Here is an 18,327-nt window from a genome sequence, read left to right as displayed (position 1 = left end):
GCGTCACGGCCGTGGTGACAGCCGGGACTGCACCCGCGTGATCAACCCCACCCACAGCAACGCCCACAACGACCCCAGCACCCACCCGGCGACGACGTCGGTCAGCCAGTGCGCCGCGAGGTAGACCCGCGAGAGCCCGACCGCGAGCGTGTAGGCGCCGAGAGCGCAGTACGCCACGAGGGCCCCGTGGCTGCCGGGCGGCGACCGCCGGGCGATCACGACGGCGAGCACCGTCGCCAGCATCGCGGTCATCATGGCGTGACCGGACGGGAACGAGTGGGTGGTCAGTTCGACGAGGCGTTCGGGCTGCGGGGGGCGTTCCCGGCCGAACTGCAGCTTGAGCAGGCTCATCAGCGGCCAGCCCGTGAGGATCGTCGCGGACAGCAGCAGCGCATCGTCGCGGCGGCCCGCGCGCAGCATCAGCACCGTCAGCACCGCCGTGACGACGGCGATCGCGGTCATGCCTCCCGAGTGGGTGACGACGGTGACCAGGGCGGTCAACGCGGGTTCGCGCAGGTCCACCACCCCCTCGAGGGTCGTCGTGTCGATACTCATCGCGGCTCCGCCGGCGCGAGCGCCGCGACGGCGGCGGCCAGTCCCGATGCGGTGCAGTGCGTCGTGCCGCTGCCGTCCACCCACCACGCGACCTCGTGCTCGCCGGTGACCGCGCCCGAGCAGCGCACGGTCAGCCGCTCGTGCACGACGAGCGGTCCGCGCGGCACCGTCCGCCCCGCGACGGCCGCGGCGAGCACCGCGGCCGGCTCGTTCCGCCATTCGGTCGCGCGCCCCGGGCCGGTGACATGGCCGGACACCTCGGCCGAGGCGAGGGGCACGTCGAGGAGGTCGGCGAGGACCGGCGCGGCCGGCAGGGTGCCGAGCACGAGCCGGTCGGCGGGGATCACGGCGGCGAGCCAGGGCCGGTCCAGGACCAGTGCGTGCGCGGCATCGACGGTCGTCCCGGCGAGGCTGCGGACGGCGTCGGGCAGGTGCAGGTCGTCGAGGTCGAGTACGCCGGCGGCGCTCGCCGCGGCCAGGGCGGCGTGGGTGTGGACGGTGACGACCGGGACGGGGATGCGGTCGGGATCGGCCAGGAGGTCGAGGAGCAGCGCGGCCGCCTCCGTGCTCTCGACGTCCGTCGCGGCCAGACACGCCCGCAGACGGTCCGCGTCCGGGTGCGGGCAGGGGTCGAGCAGCCCGGCGAACGCGTCGTCGTCGGGGGCGCGCAGGTGCCCGAGCGTCCGGCCGTCCAGCGTCGCGAAGGTGCGCAGCCACCAGGCGGTGTAGCCACGGCGATCGTCGAGGACCGCGGCGGTGCCGGGATCGGCGACGAGGAGCGACAGGGCCCGGTCCCAGCACGCGTCGTCGACCAGGTCGAGATCGCGCACGGCCACGAGCAGGTCGGGGTCCCCGTCGAGGGTTTCCCACCACTGTTCCTCGTCGGGCAGGTCGTGATCGGGACCGGTGGGCAGTTCGGCGCGCAGCACGGTGAAACCCCATCCGACACCGACCGCCCGCAGCGCGTCGGCGTCGTACCGTTCGACCACCTGCGGGTCGAGGGTGGCGAACGGCGCGTCCGGCACCAGCACCTCGGCGAGGGGTGCCCCCGGCAGCAGCAGTTCGTCGGCGGGCACGAGTTCACCGTCGACGTCGGGCAGCAGCAGCGCTCCGAGCTCCCGGGGCACCGCCGCGGCCGGTACCTGTGCGGCCAGCCGGAGTACGACGTCCGCCAGTTCGGTCGTCGCCTCGCAGTCCGCGGCGTCGACGTCCTCGACCGCCGCGAGCAGGGCCGGATCCGCGAGCAGATCCGCCGCCGTGACCGTGCCGGCGCCGAGCCGGGTGAGCAGCGGATGTGCGGCGTCGGGATGCACGAGACGCACCCACGGCAGCCGCAGATGCCCGACGTCCGTGCCCAGCACGGTGGTCCGCGGCCCGGTCACGGTGCGCCCGTCCGACAGCGGGACCGGGATCGCGGCGAGTTCCTCGGCGACCACGGCGTCGACGACCAACGGGGTGAGCGCCTCGTACAGCCGGTACCACCATGCGGGTTCACGCTCGACGCCGGCGAGCAGTTCGGCGATCCGCGCCGGCCCGAGCCGGTGCACGTCGACGGCGCCGAGCGCCGCCGCGTGCCGCGGCCCGCACAGATCGGGCCGGATCAGGCCGGGCACGACGTCGGCGAGGACACCGGCGAGCTCGTCGGTCAGACCGGTCAGTGCGGTGGCGCGGTCCGGGAGCAGATCGTCGCCGCCGTCGGCGGGGGGCAGCCACGGATGCGCGCGCAGCTCCTGCAGCACGGCCTCCCGCAGCAGCGCGTCGACCTCGCTGCGCGCGAAACCGGGAACCGGAACCATCGACGGCCGGTGCCGCGGGGGCAGGGCCGCGACGAAGTCGGCGTAACCGCGGACGAGCCCGGCCACCGGGGCGCCGGGGAGCAGGCGGCGCCGGTCGGGTTGCATCGGCACGTCGGCGATCACCAGCGCGGGCAGCGAGAGTTCCTCGTCCGAGCGGGTGGGGGCACGCAGCACGTCCTGGGACACCGGCACCGGCACCCCGTCGACGACCGGAACGAGCCAGCGGGCGTGCGGGCCCGTGTACTCCCACCAGGTCCGCTCGCCGACGGCGACGACACGCAGCCCGGACTCGGTGTCGGTGCAGGTGCGGGTGAACGTGCGAGCGCCGACCGTGACGGTGGTCAGGGCGGGCAGTTCGAGGAGCAGGTCGACGGCCTCCGCGGCGAACCCGTCGAGCAGCGCGTCGGCGTCGATGCCGGCACGCAGCCGCAGCACCACCTCGGTGTCCCAGCCCGGCGCGGGTGGTGCGGGAACCGGCCAGGCGAGACGCAGCACCGGGATGCCGGATTCCGGGACGGGCAGGTCGCGGTCGGCGAGGGCGTCCCGGGTGCGTGCGGCGGAGAAGCGGATCGAGCCGGAACGCGAACGGATCTCGATGTCCGCGCTGACCGCCGCGACGGCGGTGAACCCGACCCCGAACCGGCCGACCCCGCCCGTCTTGCTCGACGCGCGCAGGGCCGTCAGCGCCTGCACGCCGGCCTCGTCGAGCACCGCGCCGGTGTTCGCGACGTGCAGGTCGTCGCCGTCGCGCCACAGGCACAGCACCCCCGGCACGCCCGCGCGCGCGGCCGCGTCGGCCGCGTTCTGCGCGAGTTCGGTCAGCACCCGGTCCCGGTAGCCGGCCCGGACGAGGTCGGCCTCGGTGGCGGCGTCCTCCCGCAGCCGGGTCGGGGACGATGCCCAGGCCAGCAGGGTGCCCTCGCGCAGCCCCGCTGTCCCGAAGGGGTCGGGGCGCGGCATCGTCAGTCGGTCTGTTCCGGCGGCTCGGCCCCGGCCGGCTCGGCGGCCACGGTCTCGGTGCTCTCCGCGGTCTCGGTGTTCGCTGCAGTCTCGGTGCTCTCCGCCGTCTCGGTGTTCGCTGCAGTCTCGGCGCTCTCCGCCGTCTCGGTGCTCTCCGCCGTCTCGGTGTTCGCTGCAGTCTCGGCGCTCTCCGCAGTCTCGGCGCTCTCCGCGGTCTCGGAGCTCTCCGCCGTCTCGGTGCCAACGGTCCCGTTCTCCATCGCGGCCTCGTCGACCACTGCGGCGGCGGCGTCCCGGTCGTCCGCGCCGGGACGGTCCTGCTCTCCTTCGGCGGCGGGCGGCAGGGCGACGACCTCGACAGCGGAGTCGTCGTACGGCTCGTGGACCGGGGAGCCGGCGCCGGTCGGCAGGGTGGTGTCCGAGTGGGCTCCGCACCCGTACGCCGAATGCACCACGTGGCCGTCGGCGGCGAATTCGTTGCCGCACACGCCGAACGCCGCGCGCAGGGAACCCGCGAGGGGCAGGTAGAACCCGCACAGCCGGCACGTCGAGGGCGCCGCCTTGGCCATCTCCGACTCCGGACCGTAGTCGCCGTCGTACCAGCGCTGGGCCGCCTCGAGACGTCCCTCGAGGCTCATGACCTGTTTGCGGCCCAGGCCGATCTCGCGGGCCGTCTCGTCGATCTCGGGGTCGCCGGTGGCGACATAGCCCGGCACGAGGCGCGGATCCCCGGCCGGAGGGGCGAGCAGATCACCGGGGCCGAGGTCGCCGGGCCGGATCCGCTCGTTCCACGGCACCCACCGGGGCGCGACCAGGGCGTCCGGTCCGGGCAGCAGCGCCATCTCGCTCACGGTCACCCGATCCGAGCCGGGCGCGGCGGCGACGACGACGGCCCACTGCCAGCCCCGGTACCCGGGCAGTTCCGCGGCGAACCGGTGGGTGGCGGCGCAGTCGTCCTCGGCGGCGACGCCCAGGTACGCGCCGACGCCGGTCTCTCCGGCGTCCAGCAGCGCGGCCCGCGCGACGTCGACGGCGTCGGCCAGCAGAGGCTGTACGAGCTGTTCGGTAGAGGCGGACGCGGAGCCGGACGCAACTGAGGAAGGCACACCACTCACGGAGCCCATTCTGCCGCACGGAACCGTCGCCGCGAGCCTCGGCTGCCATCATGTGGGCATGCGCCGACGTCCGCTCTCCGTCGTGGCCGGTGTCGCGGCCGCGATCGTGGCCGGTGTCGCGGCCGCCGCGTGCGACTCCGCCCCGGCGGATCCGGGTCCGCCGGCCGAGCGCCTGCGCACAAAGATCGTGGCCGTCTACCCGCACGATCCTGCCGCGTTCACCCAGGGGCTCGAGGTGTCCGGCGACGAGCTCCTCGAGGGCACCGGCCTGTCCGGCCGGTCGTGGATCGCGGCGCGATCGCCGGCCACCGGCGCCGAACGGGTCCGGGTCCCGGTGCCGGACGACATGTTCGGCGAGGGCATCACGGTCGCCGGCGCCACCGTGTGGCAGCTGACGTGGCAGGACGGGGTCGCGATCGCCCGCGACCGGGACACCCTGGCCGAACGCGGCCGCGCCGGCTACGACGGGGAGGGCTGGGGACTGTGCGCCCAGGACGACCGGCTGGTGATGAGCGACGGCACGGCGGAGCTGACGTTCCGGCACCCCGGGACCTTCGCCGAGACGGGCCGGGTCACGGTACGGCGCGAGGGCCGCGCCGCCACCCGGCTCAACGAACTCGAGTGCACCGACGACGGCGCGGTGTACGCGAACGTGTGGAAGACGGACGAGATCCTGCGCATCGACCCGGACGCGGGCCGGGTGACCGCCGTGATCGACGCGGGGGCACTGCGCGAACACCTCCCCGAAGACCGGCGCGAGCGCATCGACGTGCTCAACGGAATCGCCCACCTGCCCGGTACCGATCGCTTCCTCGTCACCGGCAAGTACTGGCCGTCGATGTTCGAGGTGCGGTTCGTGCCGTGAACGCGGCACCGGGTACGCCACCGAACGCCGATCCGGCCGGTGCGACAGAATTGTTCCGTGACCGATTCGGACGAGGAACGCGCGCACGACGACGCGGACCGTCGTGCCGACGTCGGCGGTCGTCCCCGCCCGTCGGCCCGGGCCCCGCACCCCGGCAACGGCAACTATCCGCCGCCGCGGCGCACGTCCGCGCGGCGTACCCCCCTGCCGCCGCTGCACCCGGTCGAGGACGTCCGCCGGCACCGGGGCGACGACACGCCCCGCGGCGAGCGCGCCGGCGCCCCGCGGGCCCCGCGGATGCCGCGGAAACTGACGGTCACCCGTGTCGCGGCGCTGCGCAGCCGTGAGCTCACGAGCAAGGGCATCGCGACGTTCCGCCGCGCCGCCACGGCGGACGGCGCGGACCGCTCGGGCCTGACGGCCCTGACCTACGCGACGATGGCGAACTTCGCGAGCGACGCCGCGGTCGCCGTGGCTCTGGCGAACACCCTGTTCTTCTCCGCGGCGACGGGTGAGGACAAGACCAAGGTCGCCCTGTATCTGCTCATCACGATCGCCCCCTTCGCGGTGATCGCCCCGCTGATCGGCCCGCTGCTCGACCGGTTGCAGCACGGCCGCCGGCTGGCACTGGCCACGTCGTTCGCGGCCCGCACCGTGCTCGCCGTGGTGCTGGTGTTCAACTTCGACAGCTGGGGCCTGTACCCCGCGGCCCTGGCGATGATGGTGCTGTCCAAGTCGTTCGCCGTGCTCAAATCGGCGGTGACGCCACGAGTGCTGCCACCCGAGATCGACCTGGTCCGGGTGAACTCGCGGTTGACGGTCTTCGGCCTGGTGGGCGGCACGATGGGCGCCGGGGCGGTTGCCGCCGCCGCGGCCTGGCTGTTCGGCTCGTCGGGGGCCCTGTGGCTGTGCGCCGTCATCACCGCGTTCGGCGCGTACCTGAGCATGCGGATTCCCTCGTGGGTGGAGGTCACCGAGGGTGAGGTGCCGGCCACGCTGTCGTACCACGGCGCCGAGCCCCGCGTCGGAACCCGCACCGAGGTGGTCGCGGCACCCGGGCGCGCCGCCGGCGGGAAGGGCCGTCGCCAGCCGCTGGGACGGGCCGTGCTCACCGGACTGTGGGGTAACGGCACGATCCGGGTACTCACCGGTTTCCTGACCTTGTTCATCGCCTTCGTCGCCAAGTCGAGGACCGAGCACGAGCCCTTGGTCCAGGCCGCCATGCTGGGCCTGGTCGGCGCGGCTGCCGCCGTCGGCAACTTCACCGGCAACGCGACCGGCGCGCGGCTCACCCTGGGCCGGCCGGCCCTGATCGTGGTGCGCTGCACCGCGGCCGTGACGGTGGTGGCGGCGCTGGCCGCTGCGACCGGCAGCCTGTTCACCGCGGCACTGGTGGCGCTGGTGGGGTCCTGCGCGAGCGCACTGGCCAAGGTGTCGCTGGATGCGTCGCTGCAGCAGGACCTCCCGGAGGAGTCCATCGCGTCCGGGTTCGGTCGTTCGGAGACGGTGCTGCAACTGAGCTGGGTGTTCGGTGGGGCGCTGGGGGTGCTGCTGCCCACCGAGTACTGGCTCGGGTTCACCGTGATCACGGTCGTGCTGGCCCTCGGGCTGACGCAGACGATCCTCACCTACCGTGGAGGCACCGTCGTTCCGGGCTTCGGTGGCAAACGCCCGGAACACGCCACCCAGGAGACCACCGGTCGCAGCCCGCGGCCAGGCGGACGTACGACGAGAAACGGAACCCGATGAGACTGCAGCCCCGGACGAAGAAGACGATCGCGATCCTGGTGGTCGTGGCGCTGATCACGATCGGCGGGCTCACCGCGGTCGTGGTCTCCCTCGTCCGGTCGGCACCGCCGAGCCTGCCCACGGTGACGGCGTATGCGCAGGGCCGTGCGGTCACGGTCGAACCCGGCCTGTGCAGCGCCGACGGCACGTGCGCCGGTCTCGAGGCGGTGATGCTCGAGGTTCCGGCCGGCCGGCCGCTGCAGCTGTCGCTGCCGTCGGAGATCGCGGACTCCGACTGGCGGCTCAACGTCACCTACGGTGATCCGCGCACCGGCGAGATCTTCGAGGGGTTCCGCGACTACACGCCCGGGCAGGCCCGGGCCGTGACGGTGCCGTCCGACCCCGGGGCGCAGTTGCTGAACGTGGTGCTGCAGCTGCCCGCGACCGGGGAGCAGGCGCCGGTCTGGGCGATCCAGACGTTCTGAGCACCAGCGCGCACGCGCTCCGGGCCACAGCGCGCACGCGCTCCGGGCCACAGCGCGCACGCGAGAGGGGCCTTCCGGTGCAGCACCGGAAGGCCCCTCTCGCTCGGGTGTCAGGAGTCGAGCTCGCGCGCGACGGCGCGCATGACCTCGGAGATCCGCTGGGCGGTCTTGCGCTCGGGATGACGGCCCTTGCGCAGCTCGGGCTGCACGGTGGCCTCGAGCAGCTTGATCATGTCCTCGACCATGCCGTGCAGTTCGTCGGGGGTGTGCCGCTTCTGGGGAGCCGCCTCGCGCCGGCCACCCTGGCGGACCGAGGGCAACGGATCGAGCAGTTTCAGACTGAGGGCCTGCGGCCCACGACGCCCCGCGGCCATGCCGAACTCGACCCGCTGACCCGGCTTGAGGCCCTCGACCCCGGCCGGGAGCGCGGACGCGCGTACGTAGACGTCCTCGCCCTCCTCCTGGGACAGGAAGCCGAAGCCCTTCTCCACGTCGTACCACTTCACCTTGCCGGTAGGCACTGCGTTCACCCGCTCCTCGACAGCCGTGCCCCGCGGGGCACGAGTGGATATGCAAAACAACGCGCCCCGCTTCGAGTGCGGGACGCGCAGACTTGCGTCAGTGTACCCGGGGCGCAGTCCGCTTCCGAAAGTCCGGCGACGGCGTGCCGGGCCGCGGAAGCACTACGGTGGAACGCGTGGGTACCTCCAGTTCTTCCGTACCGGGCAACGGCCTGCTCAAGGCCGCACTGGCCTGCTTCGCGGTCGGGGTCGTCGCCGTCGTGGCGATCTTCCTGACCCCCGTCGTCACCGACGGCCGGCCGGGCCTGGTCCTGTATCTGCTGACTCTCGCCTGGCCGCTCGGTTTCGTGCTGGCCTTGACCTTCGCGCTGCGCTCCGGCCGGCGCGCCCGCGGAAGGGACCGCACGTGAGGATTCTGCTCAACATCATCTGGCTGGTCTTCGGCGGCCTGTGGCTGGCGCTGGGGTACTTCGTGGCGGGCCTGATCTGCTTCGTGCTGATCATCACCATCCCGTTCGGGATCGCGGCGTTCCGCATCGGTGTGTACGCGCTGTGGCCGTTCGGCAAGACGGTGGTGGACAAGCCCACGGCGGGGGCGGGTTCGCTGATCGGCAACGTGATCTGGGTGATCGTCGCCGGCATCTGGCTCGCCCTGGGGCATGTCGTGACGGCGATCGCGATGGCGATCACAATCATCGGCATCCCGTTGGCGGTCGCGAACCTGAAGATGGTGCCGATCTCGCTGCTGCCGCTCGGGAAGGACATCGTCCCGGTGGACAACCGGCCCAGTTACATGTGACGTTCCTCACATAACGCGGGCATAACGAGGGGGTCGCGGACCGGGACCGGCGATGGACTTTCGGCCCTACCTGCGACTTCATCGCGTCACACCGGGCACCCCTGCACCGCCGGCGCGACGCTCGGCGTTATCAATTGGTGACAATCACCGTCTCGAGCCGTTACCGTCGTGTCCGGCCGGTTGGTTCGGCCACCCCGGGTCCGTCGCGCCAAATCCTGCTCCGCGGATTCCGGGTGTCCCGACGAACGATCCACGGGAGCAGGAAGCGGGGGACCCAACGGTCTCCCAGGGAACACCGATTCCCAGGAGGCACCCGGATCGCCGCCCCGGCGACGGTCCTTGGGGTGAAGCCGAATCGCCCACCGGCGAGGAGGCCGGGCTACCTCTTCAGCCCGAACCCGACAGCTGACCTCGTAGGCGCGTACGGAGAGGAATCGGAACCGACATGAGCGGACGCCATCGCAAACCCACCAACACCGGCCGCACCGTCGCCAAGTTCGCGCTGACCAGCGCTGTTCTCGGCGTCACGGGCGTCGCCTTCAGCGGCACCGCCAACGCCGCTCCCGACTCCGACTGGGATCGCCTCGCGCAGTGCGAGTCCGGCGGCAACTGGGGCATCAACACCGGCAACGGCTACCAGGGTGGCCTGCAGTTCTCCCCCAGCACGTGGAACGCCTACGGCGGCGGCGAGTATGCCGCGACCGCCAACCAGGCCAGCCGTGAAGAGCAGATCGTCGTCGCCGAGCGCGTGCTGGCCGGCCAGGGCTGGGGCGCATGGCCGTCCTGCTCCTCGAGCCTCGGCCTGAGCAGCGCGCCGACGCAGCGCAGCGCGCCGTCCACGAGCGCCGGCACCGTCCAGAACACCCCGGTCGTCGAGGCCGCCCCCGAGGCGCCCGAGCTTCCTGCCCTGCCCGCCGAGGCCCAGGGCCTGCGGGCCGGCTTCGAACAGGGCCTCGAGGCCCTGCGCCAGGCCGGCATCGCCGTCGACCAGAACCTCGTCGACGCGGTCAACGCCGCACTGCCGAACTGACACCCGGCACAGCCGCACGAAAGAGCCCCGCACCTGCAGGTGCGGGGCTCTTCTGCAATCCGGGTCAGCGGTTGATGACGGTGCGGGGGTGGGTGTACGGCAGGGCGTCGACGGGCAGCGGGAACTCCATCTCCTCGCCGTACGGGGACAGCGGGCCGGAACGAGTCGAGGACAACTCGGTGACGGCGTGGTCCCCGTCCGCCACCTTGGGCCACCCCGGATCGACGTACTGCTTCTTCGAATTGTCAGCCATGCGCTCATTTTGGCAGGCACGTTCACGGACAGCCACTTCAGGTCTCTAATCTTGGTGTCGATGACCGCCACCGACCCCGCCGCGCCGGAGACCGGCCCGGAGTCACTCGCCCGCTGGCTCGCCGACCGCCGCGACGCCGACCTCGGCGAGCTCCTGCGCGCCCGCCCCGACCTGGTGGTCCCGCCACCCGCCACGATGACCGTCCTGGCCGGCCGCGCACAACAGCGCGCGTCGGTGTTCCGCGCCGCCGACGAGCTCTCCGTCCTCGACTTCGGGGTGGTCGAGGCCCTGACCCGGCTGGGTGCCGACCGGGTGCCCGTCACGCGCCGCGCTCTGCTCGACTCCCTCTCCGGTCGGGTCACGGCCAAGAACGTCGACCGGTCGCTCGAGGCCCTGCGCCGGCTCTCCCTCGTATGGGGCCCGGCCGAGGGGCTGCGGGTCGTCGAGGCCGCCGCCGCGACCGTGCCGTGGCGCCTCGGGCGCGGCCCCGACCCCGATCCCGACCCACAGGACCTCGGCGCCGTCCTCGCCGACCTCGACCCGGCCCGGCGCAGCCTGCTCGACACGCTGGCGCGCACCTCCCCCGTCGGCCGGACCCGCGACGCCGCACCGGACACACCCGCCGACCGGCCCGTGCAGCGCCTGATCGCGGCCGGCCTGCTGATCCGGCTCGACGACGAGACCGTCGAACTGCCGCACCGCGTCGGTCAGGCACTGCGCGACGAGGCGCCGTTCGACCCCGCCGCCCTGACCCCGCCCCGGCCGCTGCCCGCGACGCACGTCGTCGCCGACGTCAACGCCACCGCGGCGGGTGCCGCCCTCGAGCTGCTGCGGCACTGCGAGAACCTGATCGACGCGCTCGGCGCCCTCCCCGCTCCCGCGCTCAAGTCCGGGGGTCTCGGGGTACGGGAGCTGCGTCGCCTCGCCAAGACCGTCGACGTGGACGAGCAGCTCGCCGCGCTGCTCGTCGAGGTGCTCGCCGCCGCCGGACTGATCGCACGGGGCATGCCGCAGCCGGCGCCGACCACGGACATCGACGACTACTGGGCGCCGACCACCGCCGCCGACGGCTGGTCGAACGCGCCGCCCGCGCAGCGCTGGGCCGTGCTCGCCGGCGCGTGGCTCGACGCGCCGCGCCGCATGTGGCTCGTCGGGCGTCGCGACGCCACCGACAAGCCGATCGCCGCACTCTCCGACGAGGCCCGGTCCACCGCCGCACCCCGTGAGCGGCGCCTGCTGCTCGAGCTGCTCGCCGAGGTACCCGGGTCGGCGCCCGACGCGGACGCGGCTCGAGCCGTGCTGGCCTGGCGGCGGCCGCGGTGGGCGGCCCGGCTCGGCGGTGACACGGTGGCCGAGACGCTGCGCGAAGCGACGGCCCTGGCCGTCGTCGCGCACGGTGCTCTCGCCTCTCCCGGCAAGGCACTGCTGCACGGCGGCGACCCCGACGCCGAGATGGCCGCGGTCCTGCCCGAGCCGGTCGACTACGTGCTCGTCCAGGCCGACCTGACGGTGGTCGCGCCCGGCCCCCTGGTACCGGAACTCGCGGACCGCATCGCTCTCGTCGCCGACGTCGAGTCGGCGGGCGCCGCGACCGTGTACCGGGTGACCGAGGCGGGCGTGCGCCGCGCCCTGGACGCCGGCACCGGCGCCGCCGACCTGCACGCCCTGTTCGCCACGCATTCGCGAACGCCCGTCCCCCAGGCGCTGACCTACCTGATCGACGACGTCGCCCGCCGTCACGGCCGGCTCCGCGCCGGGGTCGCCGCCTCGTTCGTCCGCTCCGACGACCCCGCGCTGCTGGCCGAGGTGCTCGGGCACCCCGTCGCCGCCCGCCTCGCCCTGCGGGCCGTCGCGCCCACGGTCGCGATCTCGCAGGCGCCGCTGGCCGAGGTGCTCGCCGAGCTGCGCGGTGCCGGATTCGCGCCGGCCGGCGAGGACGCCACCGGCGCGGTGCTGGACCTGCGGCCGCGAGGCGCCCGGGTGTCGGTGCCGCGGGCACGGCCCCGCTACGCCGGCCCGATGCCGCCCACCGGGGAGCAACTCGACACCCTGATCCGCACGCTGCGCGCCGGGGACCGGGCCGCGGCCGCCCCGCGCGGGGCCACGGTCCGCGGGGACGGCTCCCGCACCGGTGGTGCCGCGACGATGGCGCTGCTGCAGCTCGCCGCGCACGACAAGCGCAGCGTCCGGATCGGCTACGTCGATGCGCAGGGTGTCGCCACCCATCGCATCGTCGATCCCGTCGCCGTCGGCGGCGGACAGCTCGAGGCCTTCGACCCGGCCGCGGGCACGGTCCGCAGTTTCGTGCTGCACCGCATCACCACGGTCGCCCTCGTCGACTGACGGCGGCGGTGGCGGCCCGGCCGTCCCGCCTGGAGAATAGAGAGGTTGTTCTCTGTTCCCGTGCTAGGAGGCGTCCGTGCCCGACGGACCGTTGATCGTCCAGTCCGACAAGACCCTGCTCCTCGAGGTCGACCACGCGCTCGCGAACGAGGCCCGGCAGGCGATCGCCCCGTTCGCCGAACTCGAACGCGCCCCCGAGCATGTGCACACCTACCGCGTCACCCCGCTGGCGTTGTGGAACGCCCGGGCCGCGGGGCACGACGCCGAGCAGGTCGTCGACGCCCTCGTCAGCCACTCCCGGTTCGCCGTCCCGCAGCCGCTGCTCGTCGACATCGTCGACACCATGGCCCGCTACGGACGGCTGCAGCTGGTGAAGAATCCCGCGCACGGCCTGACCCTGGTCAGTCTCGACCGGGCGGTGCTCGAGGAGGTGATGCGCAACAAGAAGATCGCCCCGATGCTCGGCGCGCGGCTCGACGACGACACCGTGATCGTGCATCCGAGCGAGCGTGGCCGGCTCAAGCAGATGCTGCTCAAGGTGGGCTGGCCGGCCGAGGACCTCGCCGGCTACGTCGACGGGGAGGCGCACGCGATCAGCCTCGACTTCGAGTCCCACCCCTGGCATCTACGGGACTACCAGGAGATGGCCGCGGACTCGTTCTGGGCCGGCGGCTCCGGCGTGGTCGTGCTGCCCTGCGGGGCGGGCAAGACGATGGTGGGTGCGGCCGCGATGGCCAAGGCCGGTGCCACCACCCTGATCCTGGTGACCAACACCGTCGCGGGGCGGCAGTGGAAGCGCGAACTGATCGCACGCACGTCGCTCACCGAGGACGAGATCGGCGAGTACTCCGGGGAGAAGAAGGAGATCCGCCCGGTCACCATCGCCACCTACCAGGTGATCACCCGCAAGTCGAAGGGCGAGTACCGCAACCTCGAACTGTTCGACTCCCGCGACTGGGGGCTGATGATCTACGACGAGGTGCACCTGCTGCCCGCACCGGTGTTCCGGATGACGGCCGATCTGCAGTCCCGGCGCCGGCTCGGCCTCACCGCGACGCTCGTGCGCGAGGACGGCCGCGAGGGCGACGTGTTCTCGCTCATCGGTCCCAAGCGCTACGACGCGCCGTGGAAGGACATCGAGGCGCAGGGCTGGATCGCGCCCGCGGAGTGCGTGGAGGTGCGGGTGACCCTGACCGACGCGGAACGGATGGCGTACGCGGTCGCCGAGCCCGAGGAACGGTACAAGCTGTGCTCGACCGCGCACACGAAGATCGCGGTGGTGAAGTCGATCCTCGCCCGGCACCGCGACTCCCCCACCCTGATCATCGGCGCGTACCTCGATCAGCTCGACGAACTCGGCGCGGCGCTCGACGCCCCGGTGATCAAGGGCTCGACCCGGAACAAGGAGCGCGAGGAGCTGTTCGACCGCTTCCGCGCCGGCGAGCTGAAGGTGCTCGTCGTGTCCAAGGTCGCGAACTTCTCGATCGACCTGCCCGAGGCCTCGGTGGCGGTGCAGGTGTCCGGCACGTTCGGCTCGCGTCAGGAAGAGGCGCAGCGTCTCGGCCGGTTGCTGCGTCCCAAGCACGACGGCGGGCAGGCGCACTTCTACTCGGTCGTCGCGCGTGACACCCTCGACGCCGAGTACGCCGCGCACCGGCAGCGGTTCCTCGCCGAACAGGGCTACGCGTACCGGATCACCGACGCCGACGATCTGCTCGGGCCCGCCATCGGCTGATCGCGGTTCAGCCGGCCGGGAGGCGATACTCCTGTTCCGGTCGTCCCGTGCTGCCGTACCGCAGCTGCATCCGCAGCTGCCCCTTGGTGACGAGCGCGGCGAGATAACGCTGAGCCGTCGCGCGGGACACCCCGATCGTCACCGCCACCTCCCCTGCCGACATGGGCGTCGCCGACGACGAGAGAGCCTGCAGAACAAGCTCTTTGGTCACCGAACGGGGAGCCCGGTCTGCGGCGCCCGACGGGGCGGGCCGCAGCGCGGCCAGCGCCGAGTCGATCTCGGCCTGGCTGAGTTCGGCTCCGGCGACCAGACGCCGGTACTGCGCGTACGCCGACAACCGCCGCGCGAGTTCGGTATTGGGAAACGGCTTGACCAGATACCCCGAGGCGCCGGCGGCCAGCGCGGCCCGCACCGTCGTGCCCTCGGCGGCCGCGCCGAGTACGAATGCGTCGCAGTCGAGTTCGCGGATCAGATCGATGCCGGAGCCGTCGGGCAGGTACACGTCCACGAGCGCGAGATCGATCGCGGTCTCGCGAACCGCGGCCCGGGCGGCCGCGAGGGTGCCGGCGACCGCCGCCACCCGGAACCCGGCGACCGCGGCCACCACGCTCGCGTGCAGCTCCGCGACCCGGAAGTCGTCGTCGACGACGAGCACCGTCAGATCGGATCCGCCCATCCGGTGTCTCCTTCGTCGAGTACGTCGATCAGGGTGGCGACGAACACCGCGCCGCCCGTGGGATTGTCCGGGGTGCGCCGCCCGCCGGGATCGGCGACGGTCACATCGCCCCCGTGCTGCCGGGCCACCTGCCGCGCCAGGGCCAGGCCCATGCCGCGACCACCCGGGACGGCGCCGTCGGCGTGGGTGGTGACGCCCTCCCCGAAGATCTCCTCGGCCCGCCCGGCGGCGACCCCGGCACCGGTGTCCGCGACGGCCACATGCAGGTCGCGCCCGGCCTCGACGAGTTCTACCTCCACCTCGGCGGGGTCGTGCCCGCGCTCGCGAGCCGCCTCGATCGCGTTGTCGAGCAGATTGCCCAGCACGGTCGTGACGTCCACGGGGCATCGGACGGTGCCTCGCACCCAGGTGTTCTCGCCGAGAACCAGCGTCACCCCGCTCTCCCGCGCGTGGGCAGCCTTGGCGGTGAGAAAGGCGTGCAGGTACGGATCGGCGACGGCGTCGAGCCCGTCGAGTGGCCGGCCCGCCGGTCCGGCTCCGAGGAGCTGCTCGAGGTACTCGGTGGCCTGCGCGCTGCGCCCCTGCTGCAGCAGGCCGTAGAGCAGATGCAGACGATTGGCCGTCTCGTGGCGCTGGGCCCGCAGCGCGGTGGTCAGCGACTGCACGGCGTCCAGCTCGCGGGTGAGCTTCTCGACGTCGGTCCGGTCGCGCACCGACATCACGGTGCCCAGGTCGCGCCCGTCCCGCCGGACGCGACGCGCCACGGCGAGGACGATCCGGTCCCCCACGGCCGCAGCCACCGGCTCGTCGCGGGGGCTGCGTGCGACGTCGAGCAGGCGCGGGGTCAGGCCGACGTCCTCGAGCCGGTCCCCCGCCCCGCCCCGCAGGTCGAGCAGCCGGCGGGCCTCGGCGTTGACGACGGTGACCGTGCCCTCCGTGTCGGCACCGATCACCCCTTCCCCGATGCCGTGGAGCACCACCTCCTGCTCGCGGACCAGCTCGGCCAGCTGCTCGGGTTCGAGGCCGAGGGTCAGCCGCTTCCACCGCCGGGCCAGCAGCGCCGAGCCCGCGGCACCGCAGGCCAGGGCGCCGGCTGCGACGAGAGACGCCTGTACGACGTCCTCGCGTAGTTCCGACCGGATGCGGTCCGTGGCGATCCCGACACTGACCTCGCCGACGACCCGATCCGAGCCGGGCGCGACGACCGGCACCTTGGCCCGGACGGAGTCGCCCAGGGTGCCGCGCTCGCTGCGCACCACCTCGCGGCCGGCCAGGGCCTCGTCCGGGTCGGTACTGACGCGTAGTCCGAGCAAGTCGGGGTCGGGGTGGGCCAGGCGCAGCCCCTGCTCGTCCGTGACCACCACGAACAGCGCACCCGTGGCGTCGCGGACCGCCTCGGCGGCCTGCTGGACGGTGCCGGAGGCGAGTTCCGGGTTGCCGGGGGCGACGACCCCGTCGTCGGCGGCGGCGAGCCGGGCCACCTCGGCCCGGACCGTGGCATCGACTGCCACGGTCCGGGCGACGGCGAGGGCTCGTTGTCCGTGCTCATCGGTGACGCGGTGCTCGGTGGTGGTGACGAACGCCGCGAACCCCAGCCCGAGGGCCGCCGCGACCACGGCGGACTGCAACAGCAGCACCTGGGTCCGCAGCCTCACGACGCCTCCGGTGGTTCCGGGTCCGACACGATCGATCCGTTTCCCGCGACGGTACGTCGCCGCCGGGCTCAGCCGAGCGGGATCTGACCCAGTGCGACGCCCACGACCAGCATCGTGAGCGAGACGATCGTCGCACGCCACAGCACCTTGCGGTGGTGGTCGGCGAGCTGCACGCCGGCGAGGGTGACGAGCAGCAGGATCGCGGGTACGAGGGGGCTCTGCATGTGTACGGGCTGGCCGGTGATCGACGCGCGGGCCATCTCGACCGGTTCGATCCCGTACTGGGCGGCGGTCTCGGCGAGCACCGGTAGCACCCCGAAGTAGAAGGCGTCGTTGGTCATGAAGAACGTGAACGGAATGCTGAGCACCCCCGTGATCACCGCGAGGAACGGGCCGAGCGCGTCCGGGATCACCCCGGTCAGCCACAGCGCCATCGACTCCACCATGCCGGTGCCCTGGAACACCCCGGTCAGGACGGCCGCGGCGAACACCATGGCGACCACCGACACGATGCTCGACGAGTGCCGGACGATCGCCTCGGACTGGTCGGTCACGCGCGGGAAGTTCACCGCCAGCGCCAGACCGGCGGCGATCATGAACAGCACGGGGATGGGCAGGACGTCGAGGCCGAGGACGACGAGCAGCGCGACGGTGAGCAGGGCGTTGAACGGCAGCAGCTTCGGTCGCAGGGTTGCGCGGTTCGGATCGAGGGCGGCGGCGAATCCGCCGGTCTGGTCGTCGCTGTCGCCGGCGTCGGCCCCCGGGCCGGTCCCGGTCGCTCGGGATCCGCCCGATCCGCCGGAGCCGGTCGATCCGCCGCGGCCGACACCCGCGAGGACCGGTTCCGCGGTCCACACCAGCTTGCCGAGTCGCCGGCGCTCCATGACACCGAGGTGCAGCGCGAAGCCGAGCACGACGACCAGGCCCACGAGCAGCGAGGGGATCATCGGCACGAACACGTCCGACGGGGACAGGCCCAGGGCGCTGGCGGCACGGACCGTCGGCCCGCCCCACGGGATGATGTTCATCGTCGCGTTCGCCAGGCCCGCGACGACCGTCAGGATCACGGGGCTCACCCGCAGCTTCAGGTACAGCGGCAGCATCGCCGACGTGGTGATGATGAACGTGGTCGAGCCGTCGCCGTCCAGGGAGACGATCATCGCGAGCACCGCGGTGCCGACGACGAGCCGCGCCGGGTCGTCGCGCACGAGCCGCAGGATCAACCGCACCAGCGGGTCGAACAGTCCGACGTCGATCATGATCCCGAAGAAGATGATCGCGAAGAACAGCAGCGCCGCGGTCGGGGCCAGGTCGGTGACGCCGTCGACGATCATGTCGCCGAGATCGAGACCGGCGCCGGCGAACAGCCCGAAGGCGACCGGGACGAGGATGAGACCGACGACGGGCGTGGCCCTCTTGGAGAGGATCAAGTACATGAAGACGGCGACCATGAGGAAGCCGAGGAAGACAAGCACGATCTGCTCGCTTTCGTCTGGGGACGGTGCGGAGGGGGTTCGAGAAACCGGGCCGCCGCCCGGTGTGATCCCTGCTACACCGAAGTGTGAGGCCGCCCACTCCGAGTGGTCACCGTTGCGTGCGATAGCCCCGTTGTGCGCATTCTGCTCGAGTTGAGGCCGGAGCCTCACGACAGGTTTCCCCGGCACCGCCGGGGGTAGCCGTAGGTATGGGTGCACGGGGCACAGCAGAGGGTCGGACCGCACGCGGCGCCGGCCGAACGGCCGGGGGCAGGGAACGCACATCTCGCAGACGGGCAGCCGCCCCGAAGTCGACGACCGCGGCCACGACGACGT

Annotated in this window: 16 protein-coding genes and 1 riboswitch; of the genes, 8 read left to right on the top strand and 8 right to left on the bottom strand. The window is 72.9% G+C overall.

Annotation, left to right across the window (positions count from 1 at the left end; all coding sequences use genetic code 11):
• Positions 1-3: 3 nt before the first annotated feature.
• Genes ACWPQI_RS05065 through ACWPQI_RS05055 form a run of 3 tightly spaced genes read right to left on the bottom strand, consistent with a single transcriptional unit; the run spans position 4 to position 4,435 of the window.
• Complete coding sequence (locus tag ACWPQI_RS05065) at positions 4-639, bottom strand: phosphatase PAP2 family protein (protein WP_010593981.1); 636 nt, start codon at positions 637-639, stop codon at positions 4-6.
• On the bottom strand, positions 552-3,311 hold the full coding sequence (locus ACWPQI_RS05060) for a sacsin N-terminal ATP-binding-like domain-containing protein (protein ID WP_048772345.1): 2,760 nt from the start codon (positions 3,309-3,311) through the stop codon (positions 552-554). Before ACWPQI_RS05060 ends, ACWPQI_RS05065 begins: the two co-directional genes overlap by 88 nt.
• A 2-nt stretch (positions 3,312-3,313) precedes the next feature.
• Complete coding sequence (locus ACWPQI_RS05055; protein WP_048772348.1) at positions 3,314-4,435, bottom strand: DUF3027 domain-containing protein; 1,122 nt, start codon at positions 4,433-4,435, stop codon at positions 3,314-3,316.
• A 49-nt stretch (positions 4,436-4,484) separates the two neighbouring features.
• Between ACWPQI_RS05055 and ACWPQI_RS05050 the strand changes: the two genes are divergently transcribed.
• Genes ACWPQI_RS05050 through ACWPQI_RS05040 form a run of 3 tightly spaced genes read left to right on the top strand, consistent with a single transcriptional unit; the run spans position 4,485 to position 7,504 of the window.
• Positions 4,485-5,291 carry a glutaminyl-peptide cyclotransferase gene (locus tag ACWPQI_RS05050; RefSeq protein WP_474738677.1) on the top strand — a complete coding sequence of 269 codons (807 nt, stop codon included), beginning with the start codon at positions 4,485-4,487 and terminating at the stop codon, positions 5,289-5,291.
• Positions 5,292-5,348: 57 nt separating this feature from the next.
• Complete coding sequence (locus ACWPQI_RS05045; protein WP_017679361.1) at positions 5,349-7,040, top strand: MFS transporter; 1,692 nt, start codon at positions 5,349-5,351, stop codon at positions 7,038-7,040.
• Complete coding sequence (locus ACWPQI_RS05040) at positions 7,037-7,504, top strand: DUF2771 family protein (RefSeq protein WP_010593975.1); 468 nt, start codon at positions 7,037-7,039, stop codon at positions 7,502-7,504. The genes ACWPQI_RS05045 and ACWPQI_RS05040 overlap by 4 nt, the downstream gene beginning before the upstream one ends.
• Before the next feature lie 110 nt (positions 7,505-7,614).
• Here the strand turns inward: ACWPQI_RS05040 and ACWPQI_RS05035 are convergent, their stop codons facing one another.
• Entirely contained in the window at positions 7,615-8,025 is a 411-nt protein-coding gene (locus ACWPQI_RS05035; RefSeq protein ID WP_010593974.1) for a cold-shock protein, read from the bottom strand.
• A gap of 167 nt (positions 8,026-8,192) precedes the next feature.
• Here ACWPQI_RS05035 and ACWPQI_RS05030 point away from each other — a divergent pair, with 167 nt between their 5' ends.
• From ACWPQI_RS05030 to ACWPQI_RS05020, 3 genes are all read left to right on the top strand, one after another.
• Complete coding sequence (locus tag ACWPQI_RS05030) at positions 8,193-8,435, top strand: hypothetical protein (RefSeq protein ID WP_010593973.1); 243 nt, start codon at positions 8,193-8,195, stop codon at positions 8,433-8,435.
• Positions 8,432-8,824: a YccF domain-containing protein gene (locus ACWPQI_RS05025; RefSeq protein ID WP_010593972.1), complete on the top strand. Its 393-nt coding sequence runs from the start codon at positions 8,432-8,434 to the stop codon at positions 8,822-8,824. The genes ACWPQI_RS05030 and ACWPQI_RS05025 overlap by 4 nt, the downstream gene beginning before the upstream one ends.
• A 211-nt stretch (positions 8,825-9,035) precedes the next feature.
• Positions 9,036-9,260, top strand: a riboswitch (cyclic di-AMP (ydaO/yuaA leader).
• 9 nt (positions 9,261-9,269) lie between these two features.
• On the top strand, positions 9,270-9,854 hold the full coding sequence (locus ACWPQI_RS05020) for a resuscitation-promoting factor Rpf1 domain-containing protein (protein WP_010593971.1): 585 nt from the start codon (positions 9,270-9,272) through the stop codon (positions 9,852-9,854).
• A gap of 64 nt (positions 9,855-9,918) precedes the next feature.
• Here ACWPQI_RS05020 and ACWPQI_RS05015 read toward each other — a convergent pair whose 3' ends face one another.
• Positions 9,919-10,107, bottom strand: a complete 189-nt coding sequence (locus ACWPQI_RS05015) for a hypothetical protein (protein WP_003936421.1) — start codon at positions 10,105-10,107, stop codon at positions 9,919-9,921.
• Between the two features lie 60 nt (positions 10,108-10,167).
• Between ACWPQI_RS05015 and ACWPQI_RS05010 the strand changes: the two genes are divergently transcribed.
• Both ACWPQI_RS05010 and ACWPQI_RS05005 read left to right on the top strand, forming a co-directional pair.
• Positions 10,168-12,450, top strand: a complete 2,283-nt coding sequence (locus ACWPQI_RS05010) for a helicase-associated domain-containing protein (protein ID WP_040274158.1) — start codon at positions 10,168-10,170, stop codon at positions 12,448-12,450.
• A gap of 76 nt (positions 12,451-12,526) precedes the next feature.
• The gene (locus ACWPQI_RS05005) at positions 12,527-14,185 is read left to right on the top strand and encodes a DNA repair helicase XPB (RefSeq protein WP_017682144.1); all 1,659 of its coding nucleotides are present in this window, start codon (positions 12,527-12,529) and stop codon (positions 14,183-14,185) included.
• Between the two features lie 7 nt (positions 14,186-14,192).
• Here ACWPQI_RS05005 and ACWPQI_RS05000 read toward each other — a convergent pair whose 3' ends face one another.
• The 3 genes from ACWPQI_RS05000 to ACWPQI_RS04990 form a co-directional block, all read right to left on the bottom strand.
• Entirely contained in the window at positions 14,193-14,861 is a 669-nt protein-coding gene (locus ACWPQI_RS05000; protein ID WP_010593967.1) for a response regulator, read from the bottom strand.
• Positions 14,843-16,516: a sensor histidine kinase gene (locus tag ACWPQI_RS04995; RefSeq protein ID WP_474738676.1), complete on the bottom strand. Its 1,674-nt coding sequence runs from the start codon at positions 16,514-16,516 to the stop codon at positions 14,843-14,845. The genes ACWPQI_RS05000 and ACWPQI_RS04995 overlap by 19 nt, the downstream gene beginning before the upstream one ends.
• A gap of 68 nt (positions 16,517-16,584) precedes the next feature.
• Positions 16,585-17,991, bottom strand: coding sequence for a CitMHS family transporter (locus ACWPQI_RS04990; protein ID WP_474738675.1), 1,407 nt, complete (start codon positions 17,989-17,991; stop codon positions 16,585-16,587).
• Positions 17,992-18,327: the final 336 nt, after the last annotated feature.

Source organism: Rhodococcus sp. LMD (assembly GCF_056108245.1).
Note: the sequence above shows the minus strand (reverse complement) of the source record. Positions and strands in the feature narration are given on the sequence as shown.

Coding starts and splice junctions, on each gene's coding strand:
- ACWPQI_RS05060 (WP_048772345.1), bottom strand. CDS start 3,311: ATGCCGCGCCCCGACCCCTTCGGGACAGCGGGGCTGCGCGAGGGCACC.
- ACWPQI_RS05055 (WP_048772348.1), bottom strand. CDS start 4,435: ATGGGCTCCGTGAGTGGTGTGCCTTCCTCAGTTGCGTCCGGCTCCGCG.
- ACWPQI_RS05050 (WP_474738677.1), top strand. CDS start 4,485: ATGCGCCGACGTCCGCTCTCCGTCGTGGCCGGTGTCGCGGCCGCGATC.
- ACWPQI_RS05040 (WP_010593975.1), top strand. CDS start 7,037: ATGAGACTGCAGCCCCGGACGAAGAAGACGATCGCGATCCTGGTGGTC.
- ACWPQI_RS05020 (WP_010593971.1), top strand. CDS start 9,270: ATGAGCGGACGCCATCGCAAACCCACCAACACCGGCCGCACCGTCGCC.
- ACWPQI_RS05015 (WP_003936421.1), bottom strand. CDS start 10,107: ATGGCTGACAATTCGAAGAAGCAGTACGTCGATCCGGGGTGGCCCAAG.
- ACWPQI_RS05010 (WP_040274158.1), top strand. CDS start 10,168: ATGACCGCCACCGACCCCGCCGCGCCGGAGACCGGCCCGGAGTCACTC.
- ACWPQI_RS05000 (WP_010593967.1), bottom strand. CDS start 14,861: ATGGGCGGATCCGATCTGACGGTGCTCGTCGTCGACGACGACTTCCGG.